The organism is Halomonas sp. Bachu 37 (genome assembly GCF_039691755.1).
GTDB lineage: Bacteria > Pseudomonadota > Gammaproteobacteria > Pseudomonadales > Halomonadaceae > Vreelandella > Vreelandella kashgarensis.
The window spans coordinates 2,863,664-2,888,898 of sequence record NZ_CP137552.1; the positions used below are offsets into that span (position 1 = coordinate 2,863,664).

At 60.8% G+C, this 25,235-nt stretch carries 21 protein-coding genes and 2 tRNA genes; 3 read left to right on the forward strand and 20 right to left on the reverse strand.

The genetic code is table 11. From position 1 onward, the window contains the following. Positions 1 to 51: 51 nt before the first annotated feature. From rpsO to rlmE, 14 genes are all read right to left on the reverse strand, one after another. Entirely contained in the window at positions 52 to 321 is a 270-nt protein-coding gene (gene rpsO / locus R5M92_RS13115; RefSeq protein WP_346796405.1) for a 30S ribosomal protein S15, read from the reverse strand. A 98-nt stretch (positions 322 to 419) separates the two neighbouring features. After that, positions 420 to 1,358 carry a tRNA pseudouridine(55) synthase TruB gene (truB, locus tag R5M92_RS13120; RefSeq protein ID WP_346796406.1) on the reverse strand — a complete coding sequence of 313 codons (939 nt, stop codon included), beginning with the start codon at positions 1,356 to 1,358 and terminating at the stop codon, positions 420 to 422. Further along, on the reverse strand, positions 1,358 to 1,768 hold the full coding sequence (gene rbfA, locus R5M92_RS13125; protein ID WP_346796407.1) for a 30S ribosome-binding factor RbfA: 411 nt from the start codon (positions 1,766 to 1,768) through the stop codon (positions 1,358 to 1,360). Before rbfA ends, truB begins: the two co-directional genes overlap by 1 nt. A gap of 18 nt (positions 1,769 to 1,786) precedes the next feature. Next, positions 1,787 to 4,330: a translation initiation factor IF-2 gene (gene infB / locus R5M92_RS13130; protein ID WP_346796408.1), complete on the reverse strand. Its 2,544-nt coding sequence runs from the start codon at positions 4,328 to 4,330 to the stop codon at positions 1,787 to 1,789. 27 nt (positions 4,331 to 4,357) lie between these two features. Continuing rightward, positions 4,358 to 5,872: a transcription termination factor NusA gene (nusA, locus tag R5M92_RS13135; RefSeq protein WP_346796409.1), complete on the reverse strand. Its 1,515-nt coding sequence runs from the start codon at positions 5,870 to 5,872 to the stop codon at positions 4,358 to 4,360. Between the two features lie 75 nt (positions 5,873 to 5,947). Continuing rightward, the gene (rimP, locus tag R5M92_RS13140) at positions 5,948 to 6,406 is read right to left on the reverse strand and encodes a ribosome maturation factor RimP (protein WP_346796410.1); all 459 of its coding nucleotides are present in this window, start codon (positions 6,404 to 6,406) and stop codon (positions 5,948 to 5,950) included. Between the two features lie 231 nt (positions 6,407 to 6,637). Beyond that, positions 6,638 to 6,714, reverse strand: a tRNA-Met gene (locus tag R5M92_RS13145). 162 nt (positions 6,715 to 6,876) lie between these two features. Beyond that, positions 6,877 to 6,963 (reverse strand) — tRNA-Leu (locus tag R5M92_RS13150). A 22-nt stretch (positions 6,964 to 6,985) separates the two neighbouring features. Next, positions 6,986 to 7,345 (reverse strand): preprotein translocase subunit SecG, encoded by a 360-nt coding sequence (gene secG, locus R5M92_RS13155; protein WP_346796412.1) that lies wholly within the window; start codon positions 7,343 to 7,345, stop codon positions 6,986 to 6,988. A gap of 4 nt (positions 7,346 to 7,349) precedes the next feature. Next, positions 7,350 to 8,099: a triose-phosphate isomerase gene (gene tpiA / locus R5M92_RS13160; protein ID WP_346796414.1), complete on the reverse strand. Its 750-nt coding sequence runs from the start codon at positions 8,097 to 8,099 to the stop codon at positions 7,350 to 7,352. 81 nt (positions 8,100 to 8,180) lie between these two features. After that, a complete protein-coding gene (gene glmM, locus R5M92_RS13165) occupies positions 8,181 to 9,530 on the reverse strand; it encodes a phosphoglucosamine mutase (RefSeq protein ID WP_346796416.1) in 1,350 nt (449 codons plus the stop codon). 4 nt (positions 9,531 to 9,534) lie between these two features. Beyond that, on the reverse strand, positions 9,535 to 10,431 hold the full coding sequence (gene folP, locus R5M92_RS13170) for a dihydropteroate synthase (RefSeq protein ID WP_346796419.1): 897 nt from the start codon (positions 10,429 to 10,431) through the stop codon (positions 9,535 to 9,537). 97 nt (positions 10,432 to 10,528) lie between these two features. Next, on the reverse strand, positions 10,529 to 12,535 hold the full coding sequence (ftsH, locus tag R5M92_RS13175) for an ATP-dependent zinc metalloprotease FtsH (RefSeq protein WP_346796420.1): 2,007 nt from the start codon (positions 12,533 to 12,535) through the stop codon (positions 10,529 to 10,531). A gap of 227 nt (positions 12,536 to 12,762) precedes the next feature. After that, entirely contained in the window at positions 12,763 to 13,461 is a 699-nt protein-coding gene (rlmE, locus tag R5M92_RS13180; protein WP_346796421.1) for a 23S rRNA (uridine(2552)-2'-O)-methyltransferase RlmE, read from the reverse strand. A 100-nt stretch (positions 13,462 to 13,561) separates the two neighbouring features. Here rlmE and R5M92_RS13185 point away from each other — a divergent pair, with 100 nt between their 5' ends. Beyond that, positions 13,562 to 13,888, forward strand: a complete 327-nt coding sequence (locus tag R5M92_RS13185; protein ID WP_346796422.1) for a YhbY family RNA-binding protein — start codon at positions 13,562 to 13,564, stop codon at positions 13,886 to 13,888. Positions 13,889 to 13,991: 103 nt separating this feature from the next. On the opposite strand, the gene greA is transcribed toward R5M92_RS13185, so the two are convergent. From greA to R5M92_RS13215, 6 genes are all read right to left on the reverse strand, one after another. Then, positions 13,992 to 14,468, reverse strand: a complete 477-nt coding sequence (greA, locus tag R5M92_RS13190; protein ID WP_346796423.1) for a transcription elongation factor GreA — start codon at positions 14,466 to 14,468, stop codon at positions 13,992 to 13,994. Then, entirely contained in the window at positions 14,465 to 17,710 is a 3,246-nt protein-coding gene (carB, locus tag R5M92_RS13195; protein ID WP_346796425.1) for a carbamoyl-phosphate synthase large subunit, read from the reverse strand. Before carB ends, greA begins: the two co-directional genes overlap by 4 nt. Before the next feature lie 54 nt (positions 17,711 to 17,764). Next, the gene (gene carA / locus R5M92_RS13200; protein WP_346799369.1) at positions 17,765 to 18,910 is read right to left on the reverse strand and encodes a glutamine-hydrolyzing carbamoyl-phosphate synthase small subunit; all 1,146 of its coding nucleotides are present in this window, start codon (positions 18,908 to 18,910) and stop codon (positions 17,765 to 17,767) included. Positions 18,911 to 19,214: 304 nt separating this feature from the next. After that, a complete protein-coding gene (gene dapB, locus R5M92_RS13205; RefSeq protein WP_346799371.1) occupies positions 19,215 to 20,021 on the reverse strand; it encodes a 4-hydroxy-tetrahydrodipicolinate reductase in 807 nt (268 codons plus the stop codon). Between the two features lie 107 nt (positions 20,022 to 20,128). Continuing rightward, positions 20,129 to 20,410, reverse strand: a complete 282-nt coding sequence (locus R5M92_RS13210; protein WP_346796426.1) for a DUF2218 domain-containing protein — start codon at positions 20,408 to 20,410, stop codon at positions 20,129 to 20,131. 176 nt (positions 20,411 to 20,586) lie between these two features. After that, entirely contained in the window at positions 20,587 to 21,933 is a 1,347-nt protein-coding gene (locus tag R5M92_RS13215) for an OmpP1/FadL family transporter (RefSeq protein WP_346796427.1), read from the reverse strand. A 292-nt stretch (positions 21,934 to 22,225) separates the two neighbouring features. Here R5M92_RS13215 and R5M92_RS13220 point away from each other — a divergent pair, with 292 nt between their 5' ends. Then, positions 22,226 to 22,639 carry a MerR family transcriptional regulator gene (locus R5M92_RS13220; RefSeq protein WP_346796429.1) on the forward strand — a complete coding sequence of 138 codons (414 nt, stop codon included), beginning with the start codon at positions 22,226 to 22,228 and terminating at the stop codon, positions 22,637 to 22,639. Beyond that, complete coding sequence (locus tag R5M92_RS13225) at positions 22,636 to 25,188, forward strand: heavy metal translocating P-type ATPase (RefSeq protein WP_346796430.1); 2,553 nt, start codon at positions 22,636 to 22,638, stop codon at positions 25,186 to 25,188. The genes R5M92_RS13220 and R5M92_RS13225 overlap by 4 nt, the downstream gene beginning before the upstream one ends. The last annotated feature ends 47 nt before the right edge of the window (positions 25,189 to 25,235 follow it).

The following is a 25,235-nucleotide window of genomic DNA, read 5'->3' on the forward strand; positions in this document are numbered from 1 at the left end:
AAACGGGCAGCCCGAAGGGCTGCCCGTGACGTTGCCTTGCCGAAGAACGACTTAGCGACGCAGGCCCAGACGCTGGATCAGCGACTGATAGCGCTCGAAATCCTTGCGCTTGAGGTAGTCCAGCAGCTTGCGACGCTGGTTTACCATGCGGATCAGGCCACGACGCGAGTGGTGATCCTGCTTGTTGCTCTTGAAGTGATCCTGCAGGCCGTTGATATTGGCGCTCAGCAGGGCAACCTGCACTTCAGGGGAACCGGTATCGTTATCGCCGCGACCGAATTCATTGACGATTTCGGACTTCTGTTCAGCGGTCAGTGCCATCTGTATCTCCAGTAAGCAATATGCCTAAAAATGAATGGATGAGACCACGCATATTTGCAGTCTCAAAGTACGGATCTTTCTGTATTACGTACCGTTTGTCACGATACCGCGGCGGTGTTGACCAGCCGCTTGGGCGCCACTTCCGCAGCGCTCTTCACCACCCCCAGCCCCAGAAAGGCCGCTTGGTGATAAAGCCTTGTCAGCTCACCCACCGAGTGCGCTGCACTGTCCAACTGCATGCCGTGCTCCAGCTGCACACTCTGGCCGTGAGTCAGGCGACCCGCTGCCTCGGCATCCACCGGCAATACCGGCAAGTGCTCCACCAACGCATCCACCGGTAGCAGTTGTGCTTCACGGGCGCTTTGGTCGGCCAAGGCCTCCAAGGCTTCGAGCGTCCACATATCTTCACTGGTGAAGGGGCCGGTCTTGAGCCGGCGCAGCGCGCTGATATGCGCTCCACATCCCAACGCTTGCCCGATATCCTCCGCCAAGGTGCGGATATAGGTGCCCTTGCTACAGCTGATTTCCAGCTCGAAGGAGGTGCCATGCACACTCAGCAGGCGCGCATCATACACGCTTACGCGCCGTGCTGCACGTTCTACCGTCTTGCCTTCGCGCGCCAGTTCGTACAGCTTGCGCCCTTGATGCTTAAGTGCGGAATACATCGGCGGGATCTGCTCAATCTCGCCGCGAAACCGCTCCAGCACCGACTCGATGTCGACGGTCTCCAGCATGGGCACCTCACGGCGCTCGAGAACATCACCCTCGGCATCGCCGGAAGCGGTGATCACTCCCAGCTCCACCCGGGTACGGTAAACCTTGTCGGCGTCCAGCAAATGGGCGGAAAACTTGGTCGCTTCTCCCAGACAGATCGGCAGCAAGCCGGTCGCCATGGGATCGAGCGTACCGGTATGGCCCGCTTTCTGGGCTTCGAAAAGCCTACGCACACGCTGCAGCGCGTGGTTGCTGGAAAGCCCCTTGGGCTTGTCCAGCAGCAACACGCCGTTGACCGGCAAGCCGCGACGGCGACGCGCCATCAGCGCGGCTCCTCGTCGCCCGTTGTGCTTGCGTCGTCCTCATCCTGACGCGCCCGGTCACTGGACACGGCCTCGTCGATCAACGAAGACAGATGCTGGCCTCGCACCACGCTTTCATCGTAATGGAAGCGCAACTCGGGTACGTGACGCAGCTTGATCCGCCTGGCGATCTGGGAGCGCAGGAAACCGCCGGCTCGCTTGAGCACTTGCAGGTTCTCCTTGATCCGCTCCCCGTCGTTTTCACCCAGCAGGGTGATATAGACATCGGCATAGCCCAGGTCACGGCTGACCGTGACCCCGCTGACCGTGACCATTCCCAAGCGCGGGTCTTTCACTTCACGCTGGATGAGTACCGCCAGCTCCTGCTGGAGCTGATCGGCCACCCGGTCGGTTCGCTTGAACTCACGCATGCTTGCCTCCTCGCATCCTTACAGGGTGCGCTCGACCTTGACCTGATCGAAGACTTCGATCTTGTCGCCGGGCTGGACATCGTTGTAATTCTTCACCCCGATGCCGCACTCCATGCCGCTGCGGACTTCATTGACGTCATCCTTGAAGCGACGCAGCGACTCGAGCTCGCCTTCGTAGATGACCACGTTGTCGCGCAGCACGCGGATCTTCTTGTTGCGGTGAACACTGCCCTCGATCACCATGCAGCCGGCCACGGCACCGATCTTGGGCGCGCGGAAGACGTCGCGAACTTCGGCGATACCGACGATCTCTTCCTTCCACTCCGGCGCCAGCATGCCGCTCATCGCCTGTTTCACTTCATCGATCAGCTGGTAGATGACACTGTAGTAGCGCAGATCCAGTCCTTCGCGCTCGATGATTTCGCGAGCGGCGGCATCGGCACGAACGTTGAAGCCGACCACGATGGCGTCACTGGCCAAGGCCAGGTTGGCGTCGGTCCCGGTGATGCCACCCACGCCCGAGGAGACCACGGCAACTTCGACTTCTTCCGTGGAGAGCTCTTCCAGGGCGCCCTTGATGGCTTCCAGCGAGCCTTGGACGTCGGCCTTGAGCACGATGTTGACCTTGGCCACTTCGTCCTGGCCCATCTGGCTGAACATGTTCTCCAGCTTGGCCTTCTGCTGGCGTGCCAGGCGCACTTCGCGGTACTTGCCCTGACGGAAGTTGGCCACTTCGCGGGCCTTCCTGTCGTCGGCCAGAACCATGAAGTCGTCGCCGGCATCCGGCGTGCCATCCAGACCCTGGATTTCCACCGGCATTGCCGGACCCACGGCGTCCACCTGCTTGCCCAACTCGTTGGTCAGGGCGCGTACACGGCCATAATGCAGGCCGGCGAGGACGATATCACCCTTCTTCAGCGTGCCGTTCTGAACCAGAACGGTAGCCACCGGACCACGGCCCTTGTCCAGGCGGGACTCGACCACGACGCCCTTGCCGGGTGCTTTGGGCACGGCCTTGAGCTCGAGCACTTCGGAAACCAATTGAATCGCTTCCAGCAATTCCTCGATGCCCTCGCCGGTCTTGGCGGACACGTGGACGAACTGGGTATCGCCGCCCCACTCCTCGGAAATCACGCCGTGCTGCGAAAGTTCGTTACGAATACGGTCGAAATCGGCGCCTTCCTTGTCGATCTTGTTGACCGCCACCACCATCGGCACTTCCGCCGCCTTGGAGTGCTCGATCGCCTCGATCGTCTGGGGCATGACGCCATCATCCGCCGCCACCACCAGAATGACCACATCGGTGGCCTTGGCACCACGAGCACGCATGGCGGTAAACGCTGCGTGGCCGGGGGTGTCCAGGAAGGTCACGCCGCCGTGCTCGTCTTCCACATGGTAAGCGCCGATATGCTGGGTGATACCGCCGGCTTCGCCGGTCGCTACTTTCGCCTTGCGGATATAGTCGAGAAGCGAGGTCTTGCCGTGGTCGACGTGACCCATGACGGTCACTACCGGCGAGCGAGTGATTTCCTCGCCTTCGTAGGAGATTCCCGCGAGCACTTCCGTCTCCAGGGCATCGTCCTTGACCAGTCTTGGCGTGTGACCCATCTCCTCGACGACGATAGCCGCCGTATCCTGATCGATCGTCTGGTTGATCGTGACCGCCGCGCCCATGGTGAACATGGCCTTGATCACTTCATTGGCCTTGATCGACATCTTGTCGGCCAATTCCGCCACGCTGATCGATTCGGGAATGGAGACTTCGCGCACGATCGGCTGGGTCGGCTTCTGGAAGCCATGCTTGCCGTTGCCGCCCTGACCACCGGTACTGCGACGGCCACCGCGACGTTCGGCACGCTTGACCTTCTTGCCGCTGCCACGCTTGCGCTCTTCGCGATCGCCGCGATCGTCCTCGTCGTCCCGGCGACCTTTCTTGCCTTTGGCAGCGGTCTTCTTGGGCGGCGCGGTACGGCGGTCGGTACGGCCTTCCTTGGGTGGAGCAGGCGCATCTTCCGGAGAAGGAGGCGTTTCCAGTTCCGGCACCGGAATGCTTGGCTCGGGTTCGACCGGAGCGGGTTGAGCCGCCGCCTTGGCTTCGGCTTCCTGGCGCGCTACCTCTTCGGCCGCACGAGTCGCGTCAGCGGCCACCTTCTCTTCGGCTGCGCGCTGATCGCGCTCCTTGCGCTCCGCTTCCGCTACGGCCATATCGCCGACCAGCTGACGCGGCCCACTGTGCTGAGGTTCCGGCGCCTTGGGCACTTCTTCCTCTTCACGCTTGACGTAGGTCTTCTTCTTGCGCACCTGAACTTCGATCGTCTTGCCACGCTCGCCGGTCTTGATGCGGCTGCGGGTCTTGCGCGTCAGGGTAATGCGATTCTTGCCACCCTCGCCTTCACCGCCGTGGCTCTTCTTCAAGAAGTTCAGCAAGGTGCGCTTGTCTTCCTCGGACACCGCATCACCTTCAGAGGCATGCTTGAGTCCGGCTTCTTTCATCTGTTCCAGCAGGCGGGGCACATCGCGGCCCACCTTCGCTGCAAAATCTTTAACTGTCATATCTGACATCTCGACCCTCCTCAGCCCGTGACCTGTTTACTGTGTGTTCGATTCCGACGCGGCGTCGTCCTCGAACCAGGGCGCACGGGCAGTCATGATCAGTGCCGCTGCGCGCGCTTCGTCCAACTCCTCGATGTCGACCAGATCATCGACAGACTGTTCGGCAAGATCTTCCATGGTGACAATGCCGCGGCTGGCCAGGATAAAGGCCAGGTGCCGCTCCATGCCGTCCATTTCCAGTAAATCTTCTGCCGGTTGGGCGCCGTCGAGTGCTTCTTCAGAGGCAATCGCCATCGTCAGCAACTCATCCTTGGCCCGTGAACGTAGCTCTTCAACCAAGTCTTCGTCGAACTCCTCGATTTCAAGCATCTCTTCCAATGGTACGTAGGCAACTTCTTCCAGCGTGGTAAACCCTTCCTCCACCAGCAGACGAGCTATGTCGTCTTCGATATCCAATTGCTGGATGAAGGCGTCCACCAGGCTGTCGATTTCCTGCTCCCGCTTGTCTTCCGCCTCGCTTTCGGTCATGACGTTGATCCGCCACCCGGTCAGCTCGGAGGCCAGGCGCACGTTCTGACCACTGCGACCGATCGCCTGGGCCAGGTTGTCCTCGGCGACGGCGACGTCCATGGCATGGGCATCCTCGTCCACCAGGATGGAGCCGACATCCGCCGGGGCCATCGCATTGATGACCAACTGGGCCGGATTGTCGTCCCACAGCACGATATCCACTCGCTCGTTCTGCAGCTCTGTGGAAACCGCCTGTACCCGGGAGCCGCGCATACCCACACACGCCCCTACGGGGTCGATACGCCGATCGTTGGTCTTGACCGCGATCTTGGCGCGCGAACCGGGATCCCGTGCCGCGCCCTTGATTTCGATCAGTTGTTCGGCAATTTCCGGAACCTCGATCTTGAACAGCTCGATGATCAGCTCCGGGCAAGTCCGCGACAGCAGCAATTGGGCGCCGCGCGCTTCCGGGTCGACCTTGACCAGCAGCGCCCGCACCCGCTCGTTCATGCGGTAGCGTTCGCCATGGATCATTTCCTGACGCGGCAAGAAAGCTTCGGCGTTATCACCCAGGTCGATGATCAAGCCATCGCGGGTGGTCTTCTTGACGATGCCTGCGACCAGCTCGCCTTCGCGATCGGCGTATTGGCGAACCACTTCGGCCCGCTCGGCCTCGCGCACTTTCTGCACGATGACCTGTTTGGCGGTCTGGGCGGCAATACGTCCGAAAGCGGCGTTTTCTATCTTTTTCTCGACCACATCACCGAGCTTCAGCGGCGGATCGCGCTGCTCGGCGATGGACTCCTTGATTTCGTAATCGGGAGTTTCGAATTCGTCATCCTCCACCACCGTCCAGTAGCGGAAGGTATCGTAGTCGCCGGTACGGCGGTCGATATGAACGCGTACATTGGCTTCTTCATTTTCGAACCGCTTGCGTGACGCGCTAGCCAACGCCGCCTCGACAGCTGCAAAAATGACATCTCGCGGGACGCCTTTTTCATTGGAGATCGCGTCAACGACCATTAATATTTCTTTACTCATGCGTTTGCCTCGCCAGAAAACCTGTCCTTAAGTGCATCAGCCCGGCAGCCTGCCGGCGGCGTTGCCATTTCGACATCAATCGAATTGCGGCACGATATGCGCCTGGTCAATGCTTTCAATGGGAAAACAGTACTCTTCGCCTTCGAACTGCAGTAATACCTCGTCCCCTTCGACACCGGCCAACAATCCCTGAAACTTCCTGCGGCCATCGAAAGGGACACGCAGCTTCAGCGCAATATGATGACCTTGAAAGCGGGCGTATTGATCCAGCGTGTACAGGGGACGAGCCATGCCCGGCGAAGATACCTCGAGCCGATACTCACCGGCGATGGGGTCTTCCACATCCAGCACGGCACTGATCTGACGACTGACATCGGCGCAATCCTCCACGCTGATACCACTGTCACGCTCAATGTAGATTACCAGTCGAGAGTGCTTGCCCTGGGACAGATGGTCGATGCCCCACAGCTCAAACCCCATGGCGGCAACGACAGGCTCGATCAGCGCATGAAGCGCCGCGTGTTTAATGGCCACAGTCAAAGCTCCTACAGCCGTTGCATCAGGCACCTGGCCAGGAGTAGACAGAAAAGCTAGGTGGCTGATTGGCGTTACCGGAAAAGCGTCACCGGCGCATGCCGACGGATATCCGCTGACGAAACGATTTGCTAACAAAAAGCCCCTTCACAGGAAGGGGCTTTTTACAAGAAACCTGTTATACCACTTCCAAGCCACCGCATGTCACGTTCTGACATGCTGCTTCGAAGATGGTAGCGGGGGCTGGATTTGAACCAACGACCTTCGGGTTATGAGCCCGACGAGCTACCAGACTGCTCCACCCCGCATCAATCTAGGTCGACGATTATAGAGATACTTAACATTTTCGTCAAGATATTCCTTTCGTCGCCTCAGGTGCCAATCCTGAATCTCTAAGGCGTGCCATCGGCTCTCGCGTCGATCCTGCCATGAGTGCTGGATCTTCGTTGCATCCGATTTCACGTAATAGATGGTGCCGAAGGCGGGACTTGAACCCGCACGACCATACGGTCACTACCCCCTCAAGATAGCGTGTCTACCAATTCCACCACTTCGGCATCAGGGGAGGCCGAGCAAAGCTTAATTACCACTTTCCTCGAGCACTGGCGCGGTATTATCCACACTTGCGCCATCGTCGTCAAGCGCTGGCAAGCCCTGTTGTTGCTCGATCAGACGCGAATCGGGAATGCCCGCTTCCGGCGCCTGCCCCGCCTGGGTGGCGAAGTAGGCCAGTGCCATCGAGGTGACAAAGAATGCCGCTGCAAGAATGGCAGTAAAGCGCGCCAGGAAGCTTCCACTTCCACGCGAACCAAAGACGGTCTGGGATGCACCACCCCCGAAGGCCGCTCCAGCTTCTGCGCCCTTGCCCTGCTGAAGCAGGATCAGGACAACGAGGGCGATCGCGATGACCACATGACTCATGAGAATTGCAACTTGCATGGAATTATCCTGCTGACTGACAAATGGCGTAAAAGTCTTCGGCCTTGAGCGAGGCTCCCCCCACCAGACCGCCGTCGATATCCGGCTGAGCCAAAAGCTCCGCCGCATTGCTTGCATTCATGCTGCCGCCGTAGAGCAAGCGCAACTGTTGCGCAAGCTCGCTATTATAACCGGCCTGGTAGTCGCGGATTCCCGCCATTACCGCCTGGGCCTGCTCCGGTGTTGCGGTACGCCCGGTACCGATCGCCCATACCGGTTCGTAGGCAATGGCCAGCTGAGTACGCTGCTGCGGCTCCAGAGGCGCCATGGCACGACTCACCTGGCGCAGCACGACCTCCATGGTGCGCCCCGCATCGCGCTCTTCCAGCGTTTCGCCTACGCACAGAATCGGCTGGAGACCGACGCTAAGCGCCGCCAGCAAGCGATCATACACGTCTTCGTCTCGCTCCCGGTACAGCTGCCGGCGCTCGGAGTGTCCGATCAACACGTAGCTGACGCCGAACTCCTTGAGCATGCGTCCACTGACCTCGCCGGTATGCGCCCCGGAATGCAGCGGGTTCAACGTCTGGGCACCGAGCTTTATCGGCGTCGACGCCAATGACCGGGACGCCGCCTCCAGATAGGGAAACGGCGGATGAAGCACGATTTCCAAAGGAGTCGGTAGTTGTGCATCGGCAAACAGGCGGCCAAAGGCTTCAAGCAGCTCAGCTGAACCGTTCATTTTCCAGTTGCCGGCAATCAGGGGCGTACGCATCAACTGTCCTCGTTCAAGGTGGGGCGAAATGGTATAGGAGCAGCCTTGTCAAGACAACCGCTGGTTATCGCGCCGACTTGACTAGTCAAGCAGCGCCTGGACATCTTGTGCCAGGCGCTGGGCCAAGGCATCGACATCCAGGTGCGCGCGCCCCTCGACCATGACGCGAATCAACGGCTCGGTGCCCGAGGGGCGCAACAGCACCCGCCCCTGATCACCCAGCTCGCTTTCCAGAACGGCTACGGCCTGCTGCAACGAGGCATCCTCCATCACCGCTGCGGGTCGAGCGCCGGGCGCCAGACGCACATTCACCAACGCCTGGGGGACTTTTTCCAGACCGGCGAGCAGACGTGGCAACGGCTTGTTTTCGCGCACCATGATTGCCACGACCTGCAGTGCCGACACGATACCGTCGCCTGTGGTCTGTACATGTCCGCAGACTATGTGTCCCGACGGCTCGCCGCCCAGGTGCCAGCCGTTGGCTGCCATGCGCTCTACCACGAAACGATCGCCGACCCTGGCGCGCTCGAAGGGAATGCCCATCTTTTCCAGGGCCATGGCCAGGCCAAAGTTGGACATCAGGGTTCCTACCACACCACCGTCGAGTGAACCACGTGCCAGACGATCCTTGGCCACCAGGTAGAGGATGTCATCGCCATCGATCTCACGGCCATCGGCATCCACCATCAGCACCCGATCACCATCGCCGTCGAAGGCGATGCCCAGGTCCGCTCCCTCCTGGATTACCGCCGCCCTCAACGCCGCTGGGTGGGTGGAGCCCACCTGGCGGTTGATATTCAGCCCATCGGGGTTGGCGCCGACGAGACTGACGTCCGCACCCAGCTCGCGAAAAACACTCGGAGCAATGTGATAGGTAGCGCCATGAGCGCAGTCGAGAACGATCTTCAGGCCATGCAGGCTCAAACGGTCGGGCAGTGTGGACTTGCAGAACTCGATGTAGCGCCCCGCCGCATCGTCGATCCGCATCGCCTTGCCCAGCTGATCTGCCGCCACGGTGGTCAGCGGTTCCTCCAGCATGGCTTCTATTCGGCTTTCCACTTCGTCCGGCAGCTTGGTGCCGTCGGTGGAGAAAAACTTGATGCCGTTATCGGCAAACGGATTATGCGATGCAGAAATGACGATGCCCGCATCGGCACGAAAGGTTCGTGTCAGGTAAGCGATGCCCGGCGTGGGCATGGGGCCAAGCAGCGCCACGTCGACACCAGCGGCGGAAAGACCCGCCTCCAGGGCGGATTCGAACATGTAACCCGAGATGCGCGTATCCTTGCCGATCAAGACACGGGTACGTCCTCGCTCACGCGCCAGCACCCGGCCAGTGGCCCAGCCGAGCTTGAGCATGAAGTCCGCCGTGATCGGGGCCTCGCCCACGGTTCCACGAATACCATCGGTACCAAAATAACGTCGACTCATTGCATCAGCCCTCTTTAGTGTCACGACGCTCGCATCCTTCCTGGATCACCGCCCAGGCCATGTTGACGGCATCCACAGTGGGGCCGACATCGTGTACCCGTAAAATCCTGGCGCCGCGCTCCACCGACATCGCACTAAGGGCCAATCCGCCGGCCAGGCGCTCCTCCACCGGGCGTGCCAGCACCTTGCCGATCATGCTCTTGCGCGACATGCCCACCAGCAGCGGCAAGCCCAGCGAGCGCAGGCCGTCCATACGGTTTAACAACCGCAGGTTATGCTCCACGGTCTTGCCGAAACCGAACCCCGGATCCAGCAGCAACCTTCCCCGGCGCAAGCCAGCCGCTTCGCAAGCCGCCACTCGCGCAGCGAGATAGTCGCCCACCGCCTCTTCCACCGGCATCTCGTAACGCGGTGCTTGCTGCATATCGCCTGGCTCACCCTGACGATGCATCAGGCACACTGGCAAACCGCTGGCCATCGCCGCCATGAGGGCGCCTTCACGCTCCAGGGCACGCACGTCATTGAGCATGCCGGCACCGAGACTGGCGGTTTCCCGCATGACCTCGGGACTACTGGTATCCACCGATACCAAGGCATCCAGCTCACGAACAAGCGCTTCCACCACGGGCGCCACGCGATCCAGCTCCTGCTGCTCGGAAATCGGCTGCGCACCGGGACGGGTGGATTCGCCACCCACATCGATCATCGCAGCCCCTTCCGCCAACATCTTTTCCGCATGATGCAAGGCATCATCCAGCGCCAGATGCTTGCCGCCATCGGAAAAGGAGTCTGGAGTGACATTCAGAATCCCCATGACTCGGGGAAAGGAGAGATCGAGAAGGTGGCGACCGCAGCGCAGACTGGCGGGCGGAGCAAGAGAAGAATCAGTTTTTGAGTGCATGTTGCTGCCTGGTCAAGAGTAAAGTCCATGCCTGTAACTCCAGCATAACAAAAAAGGCGCCCCCTAAGGGACGCCCATTCGCTCTGAAACGGCAATTCTAGTATCCAGCGGGTCCGCCCAGCGGGTCGGAGGGGCGCCGCTTCGGCTCATCCTCCTCGTCATCGCCGTGATCACCGCTATCGCTCTGGCCATCATCGCTGGCGCGTGGAGCTTCCGGCTCGGCGGCATTGCCGGGACCACCCGCTGAAGGTGCGCCACCGCTGGGATCTTCCCAACCTTCCGGGGGCCGTGGGTCGCGTCCTTCCATGATGTCCTTGAGCTGAGTGGAGTCGATGGTTTCATACTTCATCAACGCTTCCGCCATGGCATCCAGCTTGTCGCGATTGTCCTCGAGGATCTGCTTGGCCTGAGCGTAGCAGCCATCGATGATCTTGCGGATTTCCTTGTCCAGGCGCGTGGTGGTATCGCCGGATTTCAGCTTGCTGCCACCCTGCCCCGGACCGCCGAGAAACTGGTGGGATTCGTCCTCATCATAGAGCAGCGGCCCCATTTCATCGGACAGGCCCCACTTGGCGACCATATTGTGGGCCAGCTCCGTCGCGCGCTTGATATCGTTGGAAGCCCCGGTGGTGACACCGTTCGGCCCCAACGTCATCTCCTCGGCGATACGGCCACCGAACAAGGAGCATATCTGGCTGATGATCTGCTGGCGCGAGAGGCTGTAGCGATCCTGCTCGGGCAGGAACATGGTCACCCCCAAGGCTCGCCCGCGCGGGATGATGGTGACCTTGTAGACAGGATCATGCTCGGGCATTACCAGACCGATGATCGCATGACCGGACTCATGGTAGGCCGTGTTGAGCTTCTCCTTGTCGGTCATCACCATGGACTTGCGCTCGGCGCCCATCATGATCTTGTCCTTGGCCAGCTCCAGCTCCTCCATGCCCACCAGGCGCTTGTTGCGCCGGGCGGCAAACAAGGCAGCCTCATTGACCAGGTTGGCCAGATCCGCCCCGGAGAAGCCCGGTGTACCGCGAGCGATCAGCGCCGGCTTGACGTCTTCGCCCAACGGAACCTTGCGCAAGTGCACGCCGAGAATATGTTCACGCCCACGGATATCGGGCAGGCCGACGGTGACCTGCCGGTCGAAACGACCGGGACGCAGCAGTGCCGGATCGAGCACGTCCGGGCGGTTGGTGGCGGCGATGACGATGACGCCTTCATTGGCCTCGAAACCGTCCATCTCCACCAGCAGCTGGTTGAGGGTCTGTTCGCGCTCGTCGTTGCCACCGCCCATGCCTGCGCCGCGCGAGCGGCCCACGGCATCGATCTCGTCGATAAAGATGATGCAAGGCGACTGCTTCTTGGCCTGCTCGAACATGTCGCGCACACGCGACGCACCGACACCGACGAACATCTCGACGAAGTCGGAACCGGAAATCGAGAAAAACGGCACCTTGGCTTCACCGGCGATGGATTTTGCCAGAAGCGTCTTGCCGGTACCCGGCGGGCCCACCATCAACACGCCACGAGGAATCGTGCCACCCAGGCGCTGAAACTTGGTCGGGTCGCGCAAGAAGTCTACCAGCTCCTCGACCTCCTCCTTGGCTTCGTCGCACCCGGCGACATCGGCGAAGGTCGTCTTGATCTGGTCCTGAGACAGCAGCTTGGCCTTGGACTTGCCGAAGCTCATCGGGCCGCCCTTGCCGCCGCCGGCCCCACCCTGCATCTGACGCATGAAGAACATGAAAATCGCCAGAATCAACAGGATCGGGAAGCTGGCGATCAATAGCCGCGTCCAGATACTCTGCTGTTCAGGCTCCTTGCCCACCACTGTCACGTCGTTGGCCAGCAGATCATCCATCAGCTTGGGGTCTTCCGCTGCCGGGCGAATGGTCTGGAACTGCGAACCATCCGAACGCTCACCACTGATGGTATAACCATCAATCGTGACGCTACGTACCTGTTGATTCTGCACCTGCTGGACGAACTGGGAGTAGTTCATCGTCTGCGGGGCACTTTCCGTACTGAAATTATTGAACACTGTCAGCAGAACGGCCGCGATGACCAACCACAGAATCAGGTTCTTCGCCATATCATTCAAGGGACTACCCTCATTGCAAGAATCTGTCAGCTAAACGTTACTGGTTTGACCTTATACCAGCCTCAAGCGTTCAACCATTGCCGAAACCTGAGCGGCTCCGGGCCATCTGTGTCACCTGCCATGGGCGTAATGTGACACATCTGCGCCTGCCTGTCCGGCAATCGCGTCAATATAACCTGGCTATCGCAGCGCCTGTGCCGCAATGCCGAATGTCTGTTCCCCCGCGTCTAACCGTGAAAGTTTTCGGCCAACAAGTAGACTTCACGGGAACGCGCGCGAGAGGCGTCAGGCTTGCGCGTCACCACCCGCTTGAAATCACCACGCAGCTCCTTCAGATACGCCTCGAACCCTTCGCCCTGGAATACCTTGGCCAGAAAGCGCCCTCCCGGCGAGAGGGTCTCGCGGGCGAGTTCCAGTGCCAACTCCACCAGATACATGGCCTGGGGCTGATCGATCGCTGCCATACCACTCATATTGGGGGCCATGTCGGACATCACAAGGTCGACGCGACGATTATCCAGCCGCTCAAGGATGCTATCCAGCACCGCCTGCTCGGTAAAGTCGCCCTGGATGAAATCGACTCCGGCCAGAGCGTCCATCTCGAGTATGTCCGACGCGATCACGATGCCTTCGCTTCCTACCTTGTCAGCGGCGACCTGGCTCCAGCCGCCTGGCGCTGCACCCAGGTCGATTACCGTCATGCCGGGAGCGAACAGCTTGTCCTTGGAATCCAGCTCCAGCAGCTTGTAACTGGCGCGACTACGATAACCGTCTTCCCAACTGCGCTGTACATAGGCATCGTCAAAGTGCTCTTTCATCCAGCCGGCGCTGGTTTTACTGCTATTCTTGGCACCGGCTTTAGTACTGCTATCAGTACCATTTCTGGTGCTGCCGGGGCGTTTTCGGCCTGGAGGCTTTTGTTGCATGGAGGCTTCTGACACGTCGTGGAGATAAGGGCGCTTTCACCCTACGGCTTTTCACCGTAAGATGGAGCGTTAAGCGCTAACCGGGATACCGCAAGATACCATGAGCTTGTCACAGGCACAAAAGAAAGCATACCGCAGCATCGGTCATCACCTGAATCCGGTGGTCATTGTTTCCGAGAACGGAGTGTCGGAAAATCTGCTGGCGGAACTCAACCGAGCATTGAACGACCACGAGCTGATCAAGGTCAAGCTGGCCCTGCCCGAACGCGACGACCGCGCCGCGATGCTCGATGAGCTGCTGGCGGACAGTCGCGCCGAACTGATCCAGAAGATCGGCAAGATGGCCCTGCTCTACCGCAAGAATCCCCAGGCCAACCCCAAGCTTTCCAACATTGCCCGCTTCGAGAACCACCACGGTCGGCATTGAGCAAGCCGCGAACCAGTCATAGGTCCATCCGACGGTTCGCCAGCAAGTACGCAAAAGCCCACGATCGAATCGTGGGCTTTTTCATGGCCGATGCCAGCGCCTGCTAGAGGTGCTCGACGCCGCCTATTTCATACTCGACGTCGCCGCCTGGCGTCTTGACCACCACCACATCGCCTTCTTCCTTGCCGATGAGAGCCCGGGCGATAGGAGACGTGACCGAGATTCGCCCCTCCTTGATGTTCGCCTCATCCTCACCGACGATGCGGTAGGTGACCTCTTCATCGGTATCCAGGTTGACCAACTCGACCGTCACCCCGAAGATCACCTTGCCGGTCTTGGGCAGCTTCGTCACGTCGATCACCTGGGCGCTAGAGAGCTTGCTTTCGATCTCCTGAATACGCCCTTCGATGAAGCCCTGCTGCTCGCGGGCAGCGTGATACTCGGCATTTTCCTTGAGGTCGCCGTGCTCGCGAGCCTCGGCAATGGCGGCGATTACCTTGGGGCGTGCCTCACTCTTCAGATGATCGAGTTCTTTGCGCAGACGCTGCTCGCCCACGACGGTCATCGGAACCTTGTTCATTTGCTTGCTCCTGCATGCAATTCCTGTAGCCGCCGCACCGTAATCTCACTGCCATACTCCAACGCCATGCAAACGGCATTAGCTCCCGCCAAGGTGGTCGCATAGGGCACCTTGCGCGCGAGAGCGGTACGGCGGATCACCGAGGAGTCATTGATCGCCTGGCGACCCTCGGTAGTATTGACGATATAGGCGATTTCGTCGTTCTTGAGCAGATCGACGATATGGGGACGGCCTTCATAAACCTTGTTGACGTGCTCTACTTCGAGCCCCGCCGCCTCAAGAGCAGCCGCGGTGCCGCGAGTCGCGCACAACGTGAAGCCCAATGCTAACAGAGAACGGCCGATTTCGATAATCCCCACCTTGTCCGGTTCGCGCACGGACAGGAACGCCTTGCGCTCGCCGGTCAGGGCCGGAATCGCCTCTCCCGCACCCAGTTGGGCCTTGAAGAAAGCCTCGGCGAAGGTGTCCCCCGAGCCCATCACTTCACCCGTGGACTTCATTTCGGGCGACAGGATCGGGTCGACACCGGGGAACTTGTTGAACGGGAAGACGGCTTCCTTGACGCTATAGAAAGGCGGCACGATCTCGCGCTCGAAGCCCTGCTCGGCCAGGGTAGTTCCGGCCATGCAACGCGCGGCGACCTGGGCAAGCGATATGCCGATGCACTTGGAAACGAAAGGCACGGTACGCGAGGCGCGCGGATTGACCTCGATGACGTAGATCTCGCCATCCTGCCACGCCAGCTGCACGTTCATCAGCCCTTTCACGCCCAGCTCGACGGCCATCTTCTTGACCTGATCGCGCATTTCGTCCTGCACGTTCGCCGGTAACGAGTACGGCGGCAGCGAACAGGCCGAGTCACCGGAATGCACGCCGGCCTGCTCGATGTGCTGCATGATGCCGCCGATCACCACCTGCTTACCGTCGGATACCGCGTCGATATCGATCTCGATGGCCGCATTGAGGAAGTGATCCAGCAGCACCGGCGAGTCGTTGGAAACCTTGACCGCATGGATCATGTAGTTCTCGAGCTCGGAGGCGTCGTAAACGATCTCCATGGCCCGGCCGCCCAGCACGTAGGAGGGACGCACCACCAATGGGTAGCCAATCGCCTCGGCCTTGGCGAAGGCCTCCTCGAAACTGCGCGCGGTGGCGTTGGGCGGCTGTTTCAGGCCCAGCTTGTCGATCATCACCTGGAAGCGCTCGCGGTCCTCGGCGCGGTCGATGGCGTCCGGGGTGGTGCCGATGATCGGCACGCCGGCGGCCTCCAGCTCTCGGGCCAGCTTGAGCGGCGTCTGCCCGCCGAACTGCACGATAACGCCGACCGGCTTCTCCTTGTCGGCAATTTCGAGCACGTCTTCCAGGGTCACCGGCTCGAAGTAGAGACGGTCGGAAGTATCGTAGTCGGTGGAGACGGTTTCCGGGTTGCAGTTGACCATGATGGTTTCATAGCCGTCATCGCGCATGGCGAGCGCTGCATGCACGCAACAGTAATCGAACTCGATGCCCTGACCGATACGGTTGGGGCCGCCACCGAGCACCATGATCTTGCGGCGATCGCTGGGGTCGGCCTCGCACTCCTCCTCGTAGGTGGAGTACATGTAGGCAGTGTCGGAGGCGAATTCGGCCGCGCAGGTATCGACCCGCTTGTAGACCGGGCGAATACCGGCGTTTTGGCGCGTGCGACGGAACTCCTTTTCGGAGACGCCCAGCAGCTTGGCCAGGCGAGCGTCGCTGAAGCCCTTGCGCTTCAAACTGAACAGATCGCGCGGTTCGAGCTCGGACAGGGAGCCCTTGGCCACGGCCTGTTCGATGCGCACCAGCTCCTCGATCTGCACCAGATACCAGCGATCGATATTGGTCAGGTCAAAGATTTCATCGACATTCATGCCGGCGCGCATGGCGTCGGCGATATACAAGATACGCTCGGCACCGGCGGCCTGCAGCTCGCCCTTGATCTGTGCCATGGCTTCCGCGGTGAACTCGGAGCCCCTGACCTCGGGAAACTTGGAATCGAGTCCGTCGATGCCGGTTTCCAGGCCGCGCAGCGCCTTGTGCAACGACTCCTGGAAGGTGCGCCCGATCGCCATCACCTCGCCCACGGATTTCATCTGCGTGGTCAGGCGGTCGTTGGCCTGTGGGAACTTCTCGAAGGTGAAGCGCGGAATCTTGGTGACGACGTAATCGATCGACGGCTCGAACGACGCCGGAGTACGACCGCCAGTAATGTCGTTGGTCAACTCGTCGAGGGTATAGCCGACAGCCAGCTTGGCGGCGATCTTGGCGATGGGGAAGCCGGTCGCCTTGGACGCCAGCGCCGATGAGCGACTGACTCGCGGGTTCATCTCGATCACCACCATGCGCCCGGTCTTGGGGTCCACGCCGAACTGGACGTTGGAGCCGCCGGTCTCGACACCGATCTCGCGCAGCACCGCCAAGGAGGCGTCGCGCATGATCTGGTATTCCTTGTCGGTCAGCGTCTGGGCCGGCGCCACGGTAATCGAATCACCAGTATGCACTCCCATGGGATCGAAATTCTCGATGGTGCAGACGATGATGCAGTTGTCGTTGCGGTCGCGAACGACCTCCATCTCATACTCTTTCCAACCCAGCAGCGACTCGTCGATCAGCAGCTCATGGTTGTTGGAAAGCTCGAAGCCGCGCCCACAGATCTCGTCGAACTCTTCCTTGTTGTACGCCACCCCGCCACCGGAGCCGCCCATGGTATAGGAGGGACGGATAATGGTAGGAAAGCCCAGTTCGGCCTGGATTTCCCATGCCTCCTCCATGGTATGCGCCACCTTGGCCTTGGGGCACGCCAGGCCGATGTTCTTCATCGCCTTGTCGAACAGGTCGCGGTCCTCGGCCTTGTTGATGGCGTCGGCGTTGGCACCGATCATCTCCACGCCGTACTTCTCAAGCACCCCGTGCTTGTCCAGATCGAGCGCGCAATTGAGCGCTGTCTGGCCGCCCATGGTGGGCAGGATGGCGTCCGGGCGCTCGACCTCGATGATTTTCTCCACCGCCTGCCAGGTGATCGGCTCGATATAGGTGGCATCGGCCATGGCCGGGTCGGTCATGATGGTGGCCGGGTTGGAGTTGACCAGGATGACCCGGTAGCCCTCCTCGCGCAGCGCCTTGCACGCCTGGGCGCCGGAGTAATCGAATTCGCAGGCCTGGCCGATGACGATGGGACCAGCGCCGATAATCAGGATACTTTGGATGTCGGTACGTTTAGGCATGACGATTCCCGCAGAAATGAATGGCAGTGACAGCGACGTTGGTTATGGGCGGGCCTAGCGACGCGCCTTCATCATCTCGATGAAGCGGTTGAACAGCGGCGCCATGTCACGCGGGCCAGGACTGGCTTCCGGGTGCCCCTGGAAACCGAATGCCGGCCGATCGGTGCGCTCGATCCCTTGCAGGGTGCCGTCGAACAGCGAGCGGTGCGTGGCGCGCAGGTTGGCCGGCAGAGTCGCCTCGTCGGCGGCAAAGCCGTGGTTCTGGCTGGTGATCATTACCGTACCGGTATCCAGGTCCTGCACCGGGTGGTTGGCACCGTGATGACCAAGGTCCATCTTCACCGTCTTGGCACCGCTGGCCAGGGCCAGCAACTGATGCCCCAGGCAGATGCCGAAGACCGGGATATCGGTTTCCAGAACTTCCTGGATCGCCTTGATGGCGTAGTCGCAGGGCTCGGGGTCACCCGGGCCACTGGCCAGGAAGACACCATCGGGCTCCATTGCCAGCACTTCGGCGGCCGGGGTCTGGGCCGGCACCACGGTCAGGCGGCAACCGAGGCCGGCGAGAATCCGCAGGATGTTGTGCTTCACGCCGTAATCGTAGGCCACCACGTGGTACGGTCGTTCGCTCTGGCGGCTGTCGGCGTAGCCCGCCCCCAGCGTCCAGTCACCTTCGTTCCACTCATACACCGTCTTGCAGGAGACGACCTTGGCCAGGTCCATCCCCTTGAGCCCGGGGAATGCCTTGGCGGCTTCCAGCGCGCGCTCGGCAGCGTCTTCACCTTCGGCATCCGGCCCCGCCAGGATGGCTCCTCGCTGGGCGCCCTTGTCGCGCAGAATGCGGGTCAGGCGACGCGTATCGATATCGGCGATGCCCAGTACGTTCTGGCTTTTCAGATAGTCCGACAGCGTCTGCTGACTGCGAAAGTTGCTCGCCAGCAGCGGCAGGTCGCGTATTACCAGGCCGGCGGCAGCAATGGCGCCGGACTCGACATCCTCGGCATTGGCGCCGGTATTGCCGATATGCGGATAGGTCAGGGTGACGATCTGGCGTGTATAGGAGGGGTCTGTGAGGATTTCCTGGTAGCCGGTCATGGCTGTATTGAACACCACCTCACCGCTGGTCTGACCATCGGCGCCGATGGCGATGCCATGGAACACGCTGCCATCTTCCAGAGCTAATATTGCGGGTTTGTTCAAGGCGGTTTTATACAAGACAACATCCTCCCATGCTGGTGGGAGCCTGTGACGCAGGCTCAGCGATCCCGTGAGGGCGATTGACTCGCACTCAAGATCAACGGATTACGGGTCGTAAAAAAGCGGGACGAAGCCGGTGGAAAAACCGGTTTCATCCCGCTTGTTGTTCGATGCTCGGGTTGGCCAACGCAACAAGCGCGCCCTTTGTTTCTTTAGAACCGTTTCTCTAGAACCGCTTCCTTCGGCCACCCGGCCAAATTTTTGGAATATTACCGGATTTCATGCCCGTCGGCTACCCCGCTTGAGCTCAATTGAGCGCCAACACGTCATGCATGTCGTAACGTCCAGGCTCGCGATCAGCTACCCAGCGAGCCGCGCGCACCGCTCCCCTGGCAAAGGTCATGCGGCTCGACGCCTTGTGGGTGATTTCGATGCGCTCGCCTTCGGTGGCGAACATTACCGTATGCTCGCCGACGATATCGCCTGCACGCACGGTGGCAAAACCGATCTCCTTGTCGGTACGCGGCCCACACTGGCCGACGCGCTCGAACACGCCGTGCTCATTGAGGTTTCGTCCCAGACTCTCGGCCACCACTTCGCCCATCTTGAGCGCCGTACCGGAAGGCGAATCGACCTTGTGGCGGTGGTGGGACTCGATTACCTCGATATCGTAGCCCTCATCGCCCAGCGCCTTGGCCGCGGTCTCCAGCAACTTCAAGGTCAGGTTCACACCGACGCTCATATTGGGCGCAAACACCATCGCCACTTTATCGCGAAAGCTATCCAGTTGGGCCAGCTCTTCATCGCTCATGCCCGTGGTGCCGATCACGATACGCTTGCCGTGCTCGGCGCAGAACGCCAAATTGGCAAGCGTCACCTGCGGAGCGGTGAAGTCGATCAGCACATCGAAGTCATCCACGATGGCATCCAGCGAGTCCACCGCTGCCACGTCCAGCTTGCCCAAGCCCGCCAACTCACCGATGTCGGCGCCGGCCAGGGAACTCCCGGGCTCGACGATACCGCCAGCCAGCGCTGCCGCATCATCCTGCTGCACGGCATTCACCAGGGTTCGGCCCATGCGTCCGGCTACGCCGACAATCGCGATACGAGGGATAGACATGCGGACTCCTGAAATTCGGTTACGGTCAGCCGGCAATCATACCAGACCCGCCTGCCCTGGCGCCTCTGTTCCGATTCTGACCGATCTCGTGTCTGATAGATTCAATTTTCCCAGACGATGACCAGCTCCTCGTCACCGGCCATGCGCTCCAGATGCCGCCCAACCACGCCTTCAAGCTGATCGAGGGAATCCTCCTCCAGCGTTTCGATGGCTACCACCAGCGTTTCTGGCTCGGCATGCAGCAGGCAGAGTCCTTCTTCGAACTGGATGCGCGCCTCGCGTCCTTCACGCGTCACTTCCAGCTTGTGTTCCCAGTGTTTGCACAGGCGGTTGACTAACTTCTCGGCGGAAGGGGTCGCGATTTCTGCTCGTGATAGGGGCATATTCTATTTCTCCGTTCCATGGGATAAATCGTTAGCGTAGAGCCAAGACCCGCCTCCTGCCAAATGGCAAAACCCGCGCCAGCCCACCAACGCCCTGACCAAGGCTTGCGAAAGTGCAAAAAACCCGGCCTGAGCCGGGTTTCTGCGAGCATACGATCGAAACAGGTCATGACTTCCTAGAAGCGATAGGTCACCTGAGCGCCGAAACCGTGGGCTTCGTTCTTGTAGTCGCCGGAGAAGTTCGAGGTAATCGGCGGTGTGCTCTGACCCGCCACGGTAAAGCTATCCGTCTTCGACTGTTCCACGTGGGTACTACGCTCGGTCAGGTACGAGTAGGCCACGTCGATGGTCAGATCGGGCGTTGGTGACCAGCCCGCACCCAGCGAGAAGATACGCCGGTCGTCGGAGGGAATCCGCACACTGCGCGTTTCGTCCTGGGTCGGAGTGAAGTCCAGGGTGACACCTGCCCGCAGGGCGAGCTCCGGCGTCAGCTGGTATTCGCCCCCGGTGGCGAAGGCCCAGGCATTGGAGTAACTCTGCTCTTCCAGTGTAATCAAACCCCGTTCACTGCCATCGACACGGATCTGCTCGAAGCGGCTCCAGCGAGACCAGGAGGCACCAAACATCAGCTTGAGACGATCGGTCATCTGCTGCGTCAACGAGAAGTTGATGGTTTCCGGGGTGGTCAGGTCCAGCGAGGCATCGTCGGTCACCGTACCAAGACCCAACTGGTCCAGTACCGGTGAGCTTGCCGTGAAATCGCCCGTCAATTCGTAGTCGACCTTGGAGCGATAGGTCAGCCCGAGTGTCGTTTCCGGCACTGGCTGGTACATGACACCCAGGTTGTAGCCCCAGGCCTCGTCGTCACCTTCAACCCGTGAATCCGCTTCGTATAGCCCCAGAGGAGTCGCCACCGGCACCTGGCGATGCAGCTCGCCCTCGACGCGATTGTAGGTTACGCCGGCACCGACCGCCCACTGATCATTGAAGCGATAGGAGACGGTAGGCTGCGCGCTCATCACCTTGACTTCGGTATAGTTGCCCTGGTTGCGCCCTTGGAAGCCATCTTCATAGTCGGTGTTGGAGCCAAACGGTGCATAGACACCAAAACCGAACGCCAGACGCTCGTTGACCGGGTGTGCGTAGAAGGCGAACGGGATCAATGTGCCTGGGACCATGTCACCGTCGTTGCTTCCCGTTACCGGTAGCGTGTCAGTGGCACCGCCGGTGACCTGCAGAAAGGCCGGACTGCTCTGCGAGGCTTGGACATTGGAAATTTCCGAATTCACGTTCAGGTAGGTGCCCCCCACCGTCACCTGAGCGCGATCCAGAAACGACATGCCCGCCGGGTTACCGTAGACGATAGAGGCGTCGTGTACATTGGAGCTGCGCCCGGCGTGGCCGTAGCCTTGCCCGCTGACGCTCTGCTCGTTGATCTGATAACCGCCAGCGTGCGCCTGACTGGCAAAGGCGGCGGCAGCGATGGCTGCAGCCAAGGTTAGCTTGTTGAATTTATTATGCATAAATGGGCCTCTCTTCCCGATGAATCAGCAGATCTACCTCAAGGCCGAATCGACTCTTGCCAGTACTAGCTATCTGCCACGCTTGCTTTACCCCAACTGTTTTCTCGCAACCAGGCAAAAGGTTCAAGGACAAACGGTCGTTTAAATGTTTTTTTTACTCAGACATTAGTCTAACATCTTTTAAAATCAATAGCTTACCTATTATGCACAAGAGCCAGAACTCTGCTTGACCTATGGGTGACACAAAGGTTTTACACTATCGCTATCGTCAGCCATGGATGCCAGGAGCCCCATGAGAGTCAGCCAACTAGCTCGGCGCGCCGGAGTGACTGCCGAAACGGTACGTCACTACACCCGCGAAGGGCTTCTGCAACCCAAACGCGAGCCACACAACGGCTATCAGATATTCGACGAAGCCGATCTCGAGCGCCTGCAGTTCGTCCAGCGAGCGCGCACTCTGGGGTTCAGCGTGGCGGAAATCAGCGACATCCTGGCCCACGCCGACCATGGCGACTCACCCTGCCCCTTGGTGCGTGACCTGCTGGCCAACCGGCTGCCGCAGATACGTGCCCGCATTCGTGAACTTGAAGCTCTCGCCGGGCGCATGGAACAAGCGCTGGAAAGCTGGGCGAATATGCCGGATGGCACACCGGACGGCCATAGCCTGTGCCGCTTGATCGAAAGCTTTCCGGAGGAAAAACGATGAGCCATTCCGAACCGACCCATGTTCGCAGCGTTCCCGGCATGAACTGCCAAGGTTGCGTCAAGCGCATGCGCGAGGCCATCAACGCTCATGACCCCGAGGCGGAGGTAGTCGGCAAGCCGGAAGAGAAACGCCTGGAAGTCACCGGCTCGCTGGATGCCGCCACGCTGGACGACGCGCTTACTGAGGCGGGTTATCCGCCGCTGGAGACGAAAGAAGAGCCGGTACGCGACGATGGCGAAGCGGATGCAGAAAGCGAACCCATCCCAGTTGAAAGCTCGGCGGATATCCCCCAAGGGAGCATGACACGCCTCTCCATTTCCGGCATGACCTGCGCCAGCTGCGTCAAGAGCGTGCAGAAAGCCCTGGAAAAGACACCCGGCGTGGTAGCGGCGGACGTCAATTTCGGCACCCATATCGCCCAGGTACGCGGCACCGCCGATACCGCCGCGCTCATCCAGTCCGTGGACAGCGCCGGTTACAGTGCCGAGCCGATCATCGACATGCGCGAAGCCGAAGCGCGGCGCGCCGAGAAGGACGCCGCCACCTACCGCCAGCGCCTGCGGGGCAGTGTCTGGTCGCTGGCGCTGGCGCTGCCGTTGATGGCGAGCATGTTCATCTACCACCCCCACCCCATGGGCTGGGGCCGGCTCTTCTGGCTGGTGATCGGTCTGCTGACGCTGGCGATCATGGCGTTTCCGGGCCGGCACTTCTTCGTCAATGCCTGGAAGAATCTGCGTCTGCATCAAGCCAACATGGACACCCTGGTCGCCATGGGTACCGGCACCGCTTGGCTCTATTCCATGGCGGTGGTGATTTTCGCCCCCTGGCTACCCGAGCTGGCCCGCGGCCTCTATTTCGAGGCGTCGGCTATGGTCATCGGTCTGATCCTGCTGGGCAATGCCATGGAGCTTCGCGCCAGGGGGCGCACCAGCGAGGCCCTGAAACGCCTGCTGGACCTGCAGAGCCGTACCGCCCGGGTGATACGCGACGGGGAAGAGCGTGAAGTCGATATCGATGCCGTACGCCAAGCTGACCTGGTCCGGGTGCGCCCGGGCGAGCGGCTGCCGGTCGATGGTGAAGTCGTCGAAGGCTCCACGCATGTGGATGAGTCGATGCTCACTGGCGAGCCGCTCCCCGTGGCCAAGCATCCGGGCGATAGCGTCAGCGCCGGGACCGTCAACGGCAAAGGAAGTATGGTCTATCGGGTAACCCAGGTGGGTGCCGACACCCGGCTGGGCCGGATTACCGAGCAGGTCGCCAGCGCCCAGAACTCGCGCCCGCCCATCGGCCAGCTGGCGGACAAGGTCTCCAGCATTTTCGTGCCCTCGGTCATGATCATCGCCGTGCTGACGGCCCTGATCTGGTACAACTTCGGCGCCGAGCCGAGGGTTCTGCACATGCTCGTCACCGCCACCACGGTATTGATCATCGCCTGTCCCTGCGCACTCGGCCTGGCCACACCCATCTCCACCATGATCGGCGTGGGCAAGGCGGCCGAGCACGGTGTGCTGGTGAGAAACGGCGATGCCCTGCAGACCGCAAGCAAGCTCACCACACTGGTGGTCGACAAGACCGGCACTCTGACCGAAGGCAAGCCCCGCGTCACCGACGCCGAGATTCTCGACGGCGACAAGCAGGAAATCCTCGACCTGGTCGCCGCCCTGGAGCGCGGCTCGGAACACCCCCTGGCCACGGCGCTGCTGACGCACGCCGAGGAAGCGGGAGCGCAAGCCGCCGATATCCGCGATTTCGATAGCGTGACCGGCGGAGGCGTAAGCGCCACCACAGAGCAGGACGAGCCCCTGCTGCTGGGCAACGCCCGGCTGCTGGAAAACGCCGGTATCGACCTCGAACCCGGCCGGGCGATCGCGGAACAGTTGGAGCAGAAGGCCCGCACCGTGGTCTATCTGGCCCGAGCGGGCAAGCTCAGCGCCGTGTTCGGCATCAGCGACCCCTTGCGCCACGACACCATCGAGGCCGTCAAGCGCCTCCAGGCCGATGGGCTCAAGGTGATCATGCTGACCGGCGACAACGTCCATACCGCCCGAGCGATTGCCGGTGAAGTGGGTATCGACGATTTCCGGGCGGGGCTGTTGCCCGAGGACAAGCACGCCGAAATCGAGCGCCTGCAGCAAGCGGGCGAGGTGGTCGGCATGGTGGGTGACGGCATCAACGACGCACCGGCGCTGGCGTTGGCCGATGTCGGCTTCGCCATCGGCCAGGGCACGGATGTTGCCATCGAAAGCGCGGGCATCACGCTGATGCGCGGCTCGCTGCACGGCGTTGCCGCCGCCATCGAGATCAGCCGCGCCACTCTCACCAACATCAAGCAGAACCTGGTGGGTGCCTTCGGCTACAACGTGCTGTGCATTCCTCTCGCCGCCGGCGTGCTGTACCCCTTCACCGGCATGCTGCTTTCGCCGATGATCGCCGGAGCGGCCATGTCGCTCTCGTCGGTCACCGTGGTCAGCAATGCCAATCGCTTGCGGCTGTGGCACAGCAAACGCCCCGCTCGCTCCACCCAAGAGACACAGGAGGTACCCGCATGAGCTGGTTGATCAATCTAGCGGGATTGGGCCTGATCGGCCTCATCGTC

Coding starts and splice junctions, on each gene's coding strand:
- R5M92_RS13215 (WP_346796427.1), bottom strand. CDS start 21,933: ATGCATAATAAATTCAACAAGCTAACCTTGGCTGCAGCCATCGCTGCC.
- folP (WP_346796419.1), bottom strand. CDS start 10,431: ATGCACTCAAAAACTGATTCTTCTCTTGCTCCGCCCGCCAGTCTGCGC.
- glmM (WP_346796416.1), bottom strand. CDS start 9,530: ATGAGTCGACGTTATTTTGGTACCGATGGTATTCGTGGAACCGTGGGC.
- tpiA (WP_346796414.1), bottom strand. CDS start 8,099: ATGCGTACGCCCCTGATTGCCGGCAACTGGAAAATGAACGGTTCAGCT.
- greA (WP_346796423.1), bottom strand. CDS start 14,468: ATGAACAAGGTTCCGATGACCGTCGTGGGCGAGCAGCGTCTGCGCAAA.
- rpsO (WP_346796405.1), bottom strand. CDS start 321: ATGGCACTGACCGCTGAACAGAAGTCCGAAATCGTCAATGAATTCGGT.
- R5M92_RS13210 (WP_346796426.1), bottom strand. CDS start 20,410: ATGCCCCTATCACGAGCAGAAATCGCGACCCCTTCCGCCGAGAAGTTA.
- secG (WP_346796412.1), bottom strand. CDS start 7,345: ATGCAAGTTGCAATTCTCATGAGTCATGTGGTCATCGCGATCGCCCTC.
- nusA (WP_346796409.1), bottom strand. CDS start 5,872: ATGAGTAAAGAAATATTAATGGTCGTTGACGCGATCTCCAATGAAAAA.
- R5M92_RS13185 (WP_346796422.1), top strand. CDS start 13,562: ATGAGCTTGTCACAGGCACAAAAGAAAGCATACCGCAGCATCGGTCAT.
- truB (WP_346796406.1), bottom strand. CDS start 1,358: ATGGCGCGTCGCCGTCGCGGCTTGCCGGTCAACGGCGTGTTGCTGCTG.
- rlmE (WP_346796421.1), bottom strand. CDS start 13,461: ATGCAACAAAAGCCTCCAGGCCGAAAACGCCCCGGCAGCACCAGAAAT.
- carB (WP_346796425.1), bottom strand. CDS start 17,710: ATGCCTAAACGTACCGACATCCAAAGTATCCTGATTATCGGCGCTGGT.
- R5M92_RS13220 (WP_346796429.1), top strand. CDS start 22,226: ATGAGAGTCAGCCAACTAGCTCGGCGCGCCGGAGTGACTGCCGAAACG.
- rbfA (WP_346796407.1), bottom strand. CDS start 1,768: ATGCGTGAGTTCAAGCGAACCGACCGGGTGGCCGATCAGCTCCAGCAG.
- R5M92_RS13225 (WP_346796430.1), top strand. CDS start 22,636: ATGAGCCATTCCGAACCGACCCATGTTCGCAGCGTTCCCGGCATGAAC.
- infB (WP_346796408.1), bottom strand. CDS start 4,330: ATGTCAGATATGACAGTTAAAGATTTTGCAGCGAAGGTGGGCCGCGAT.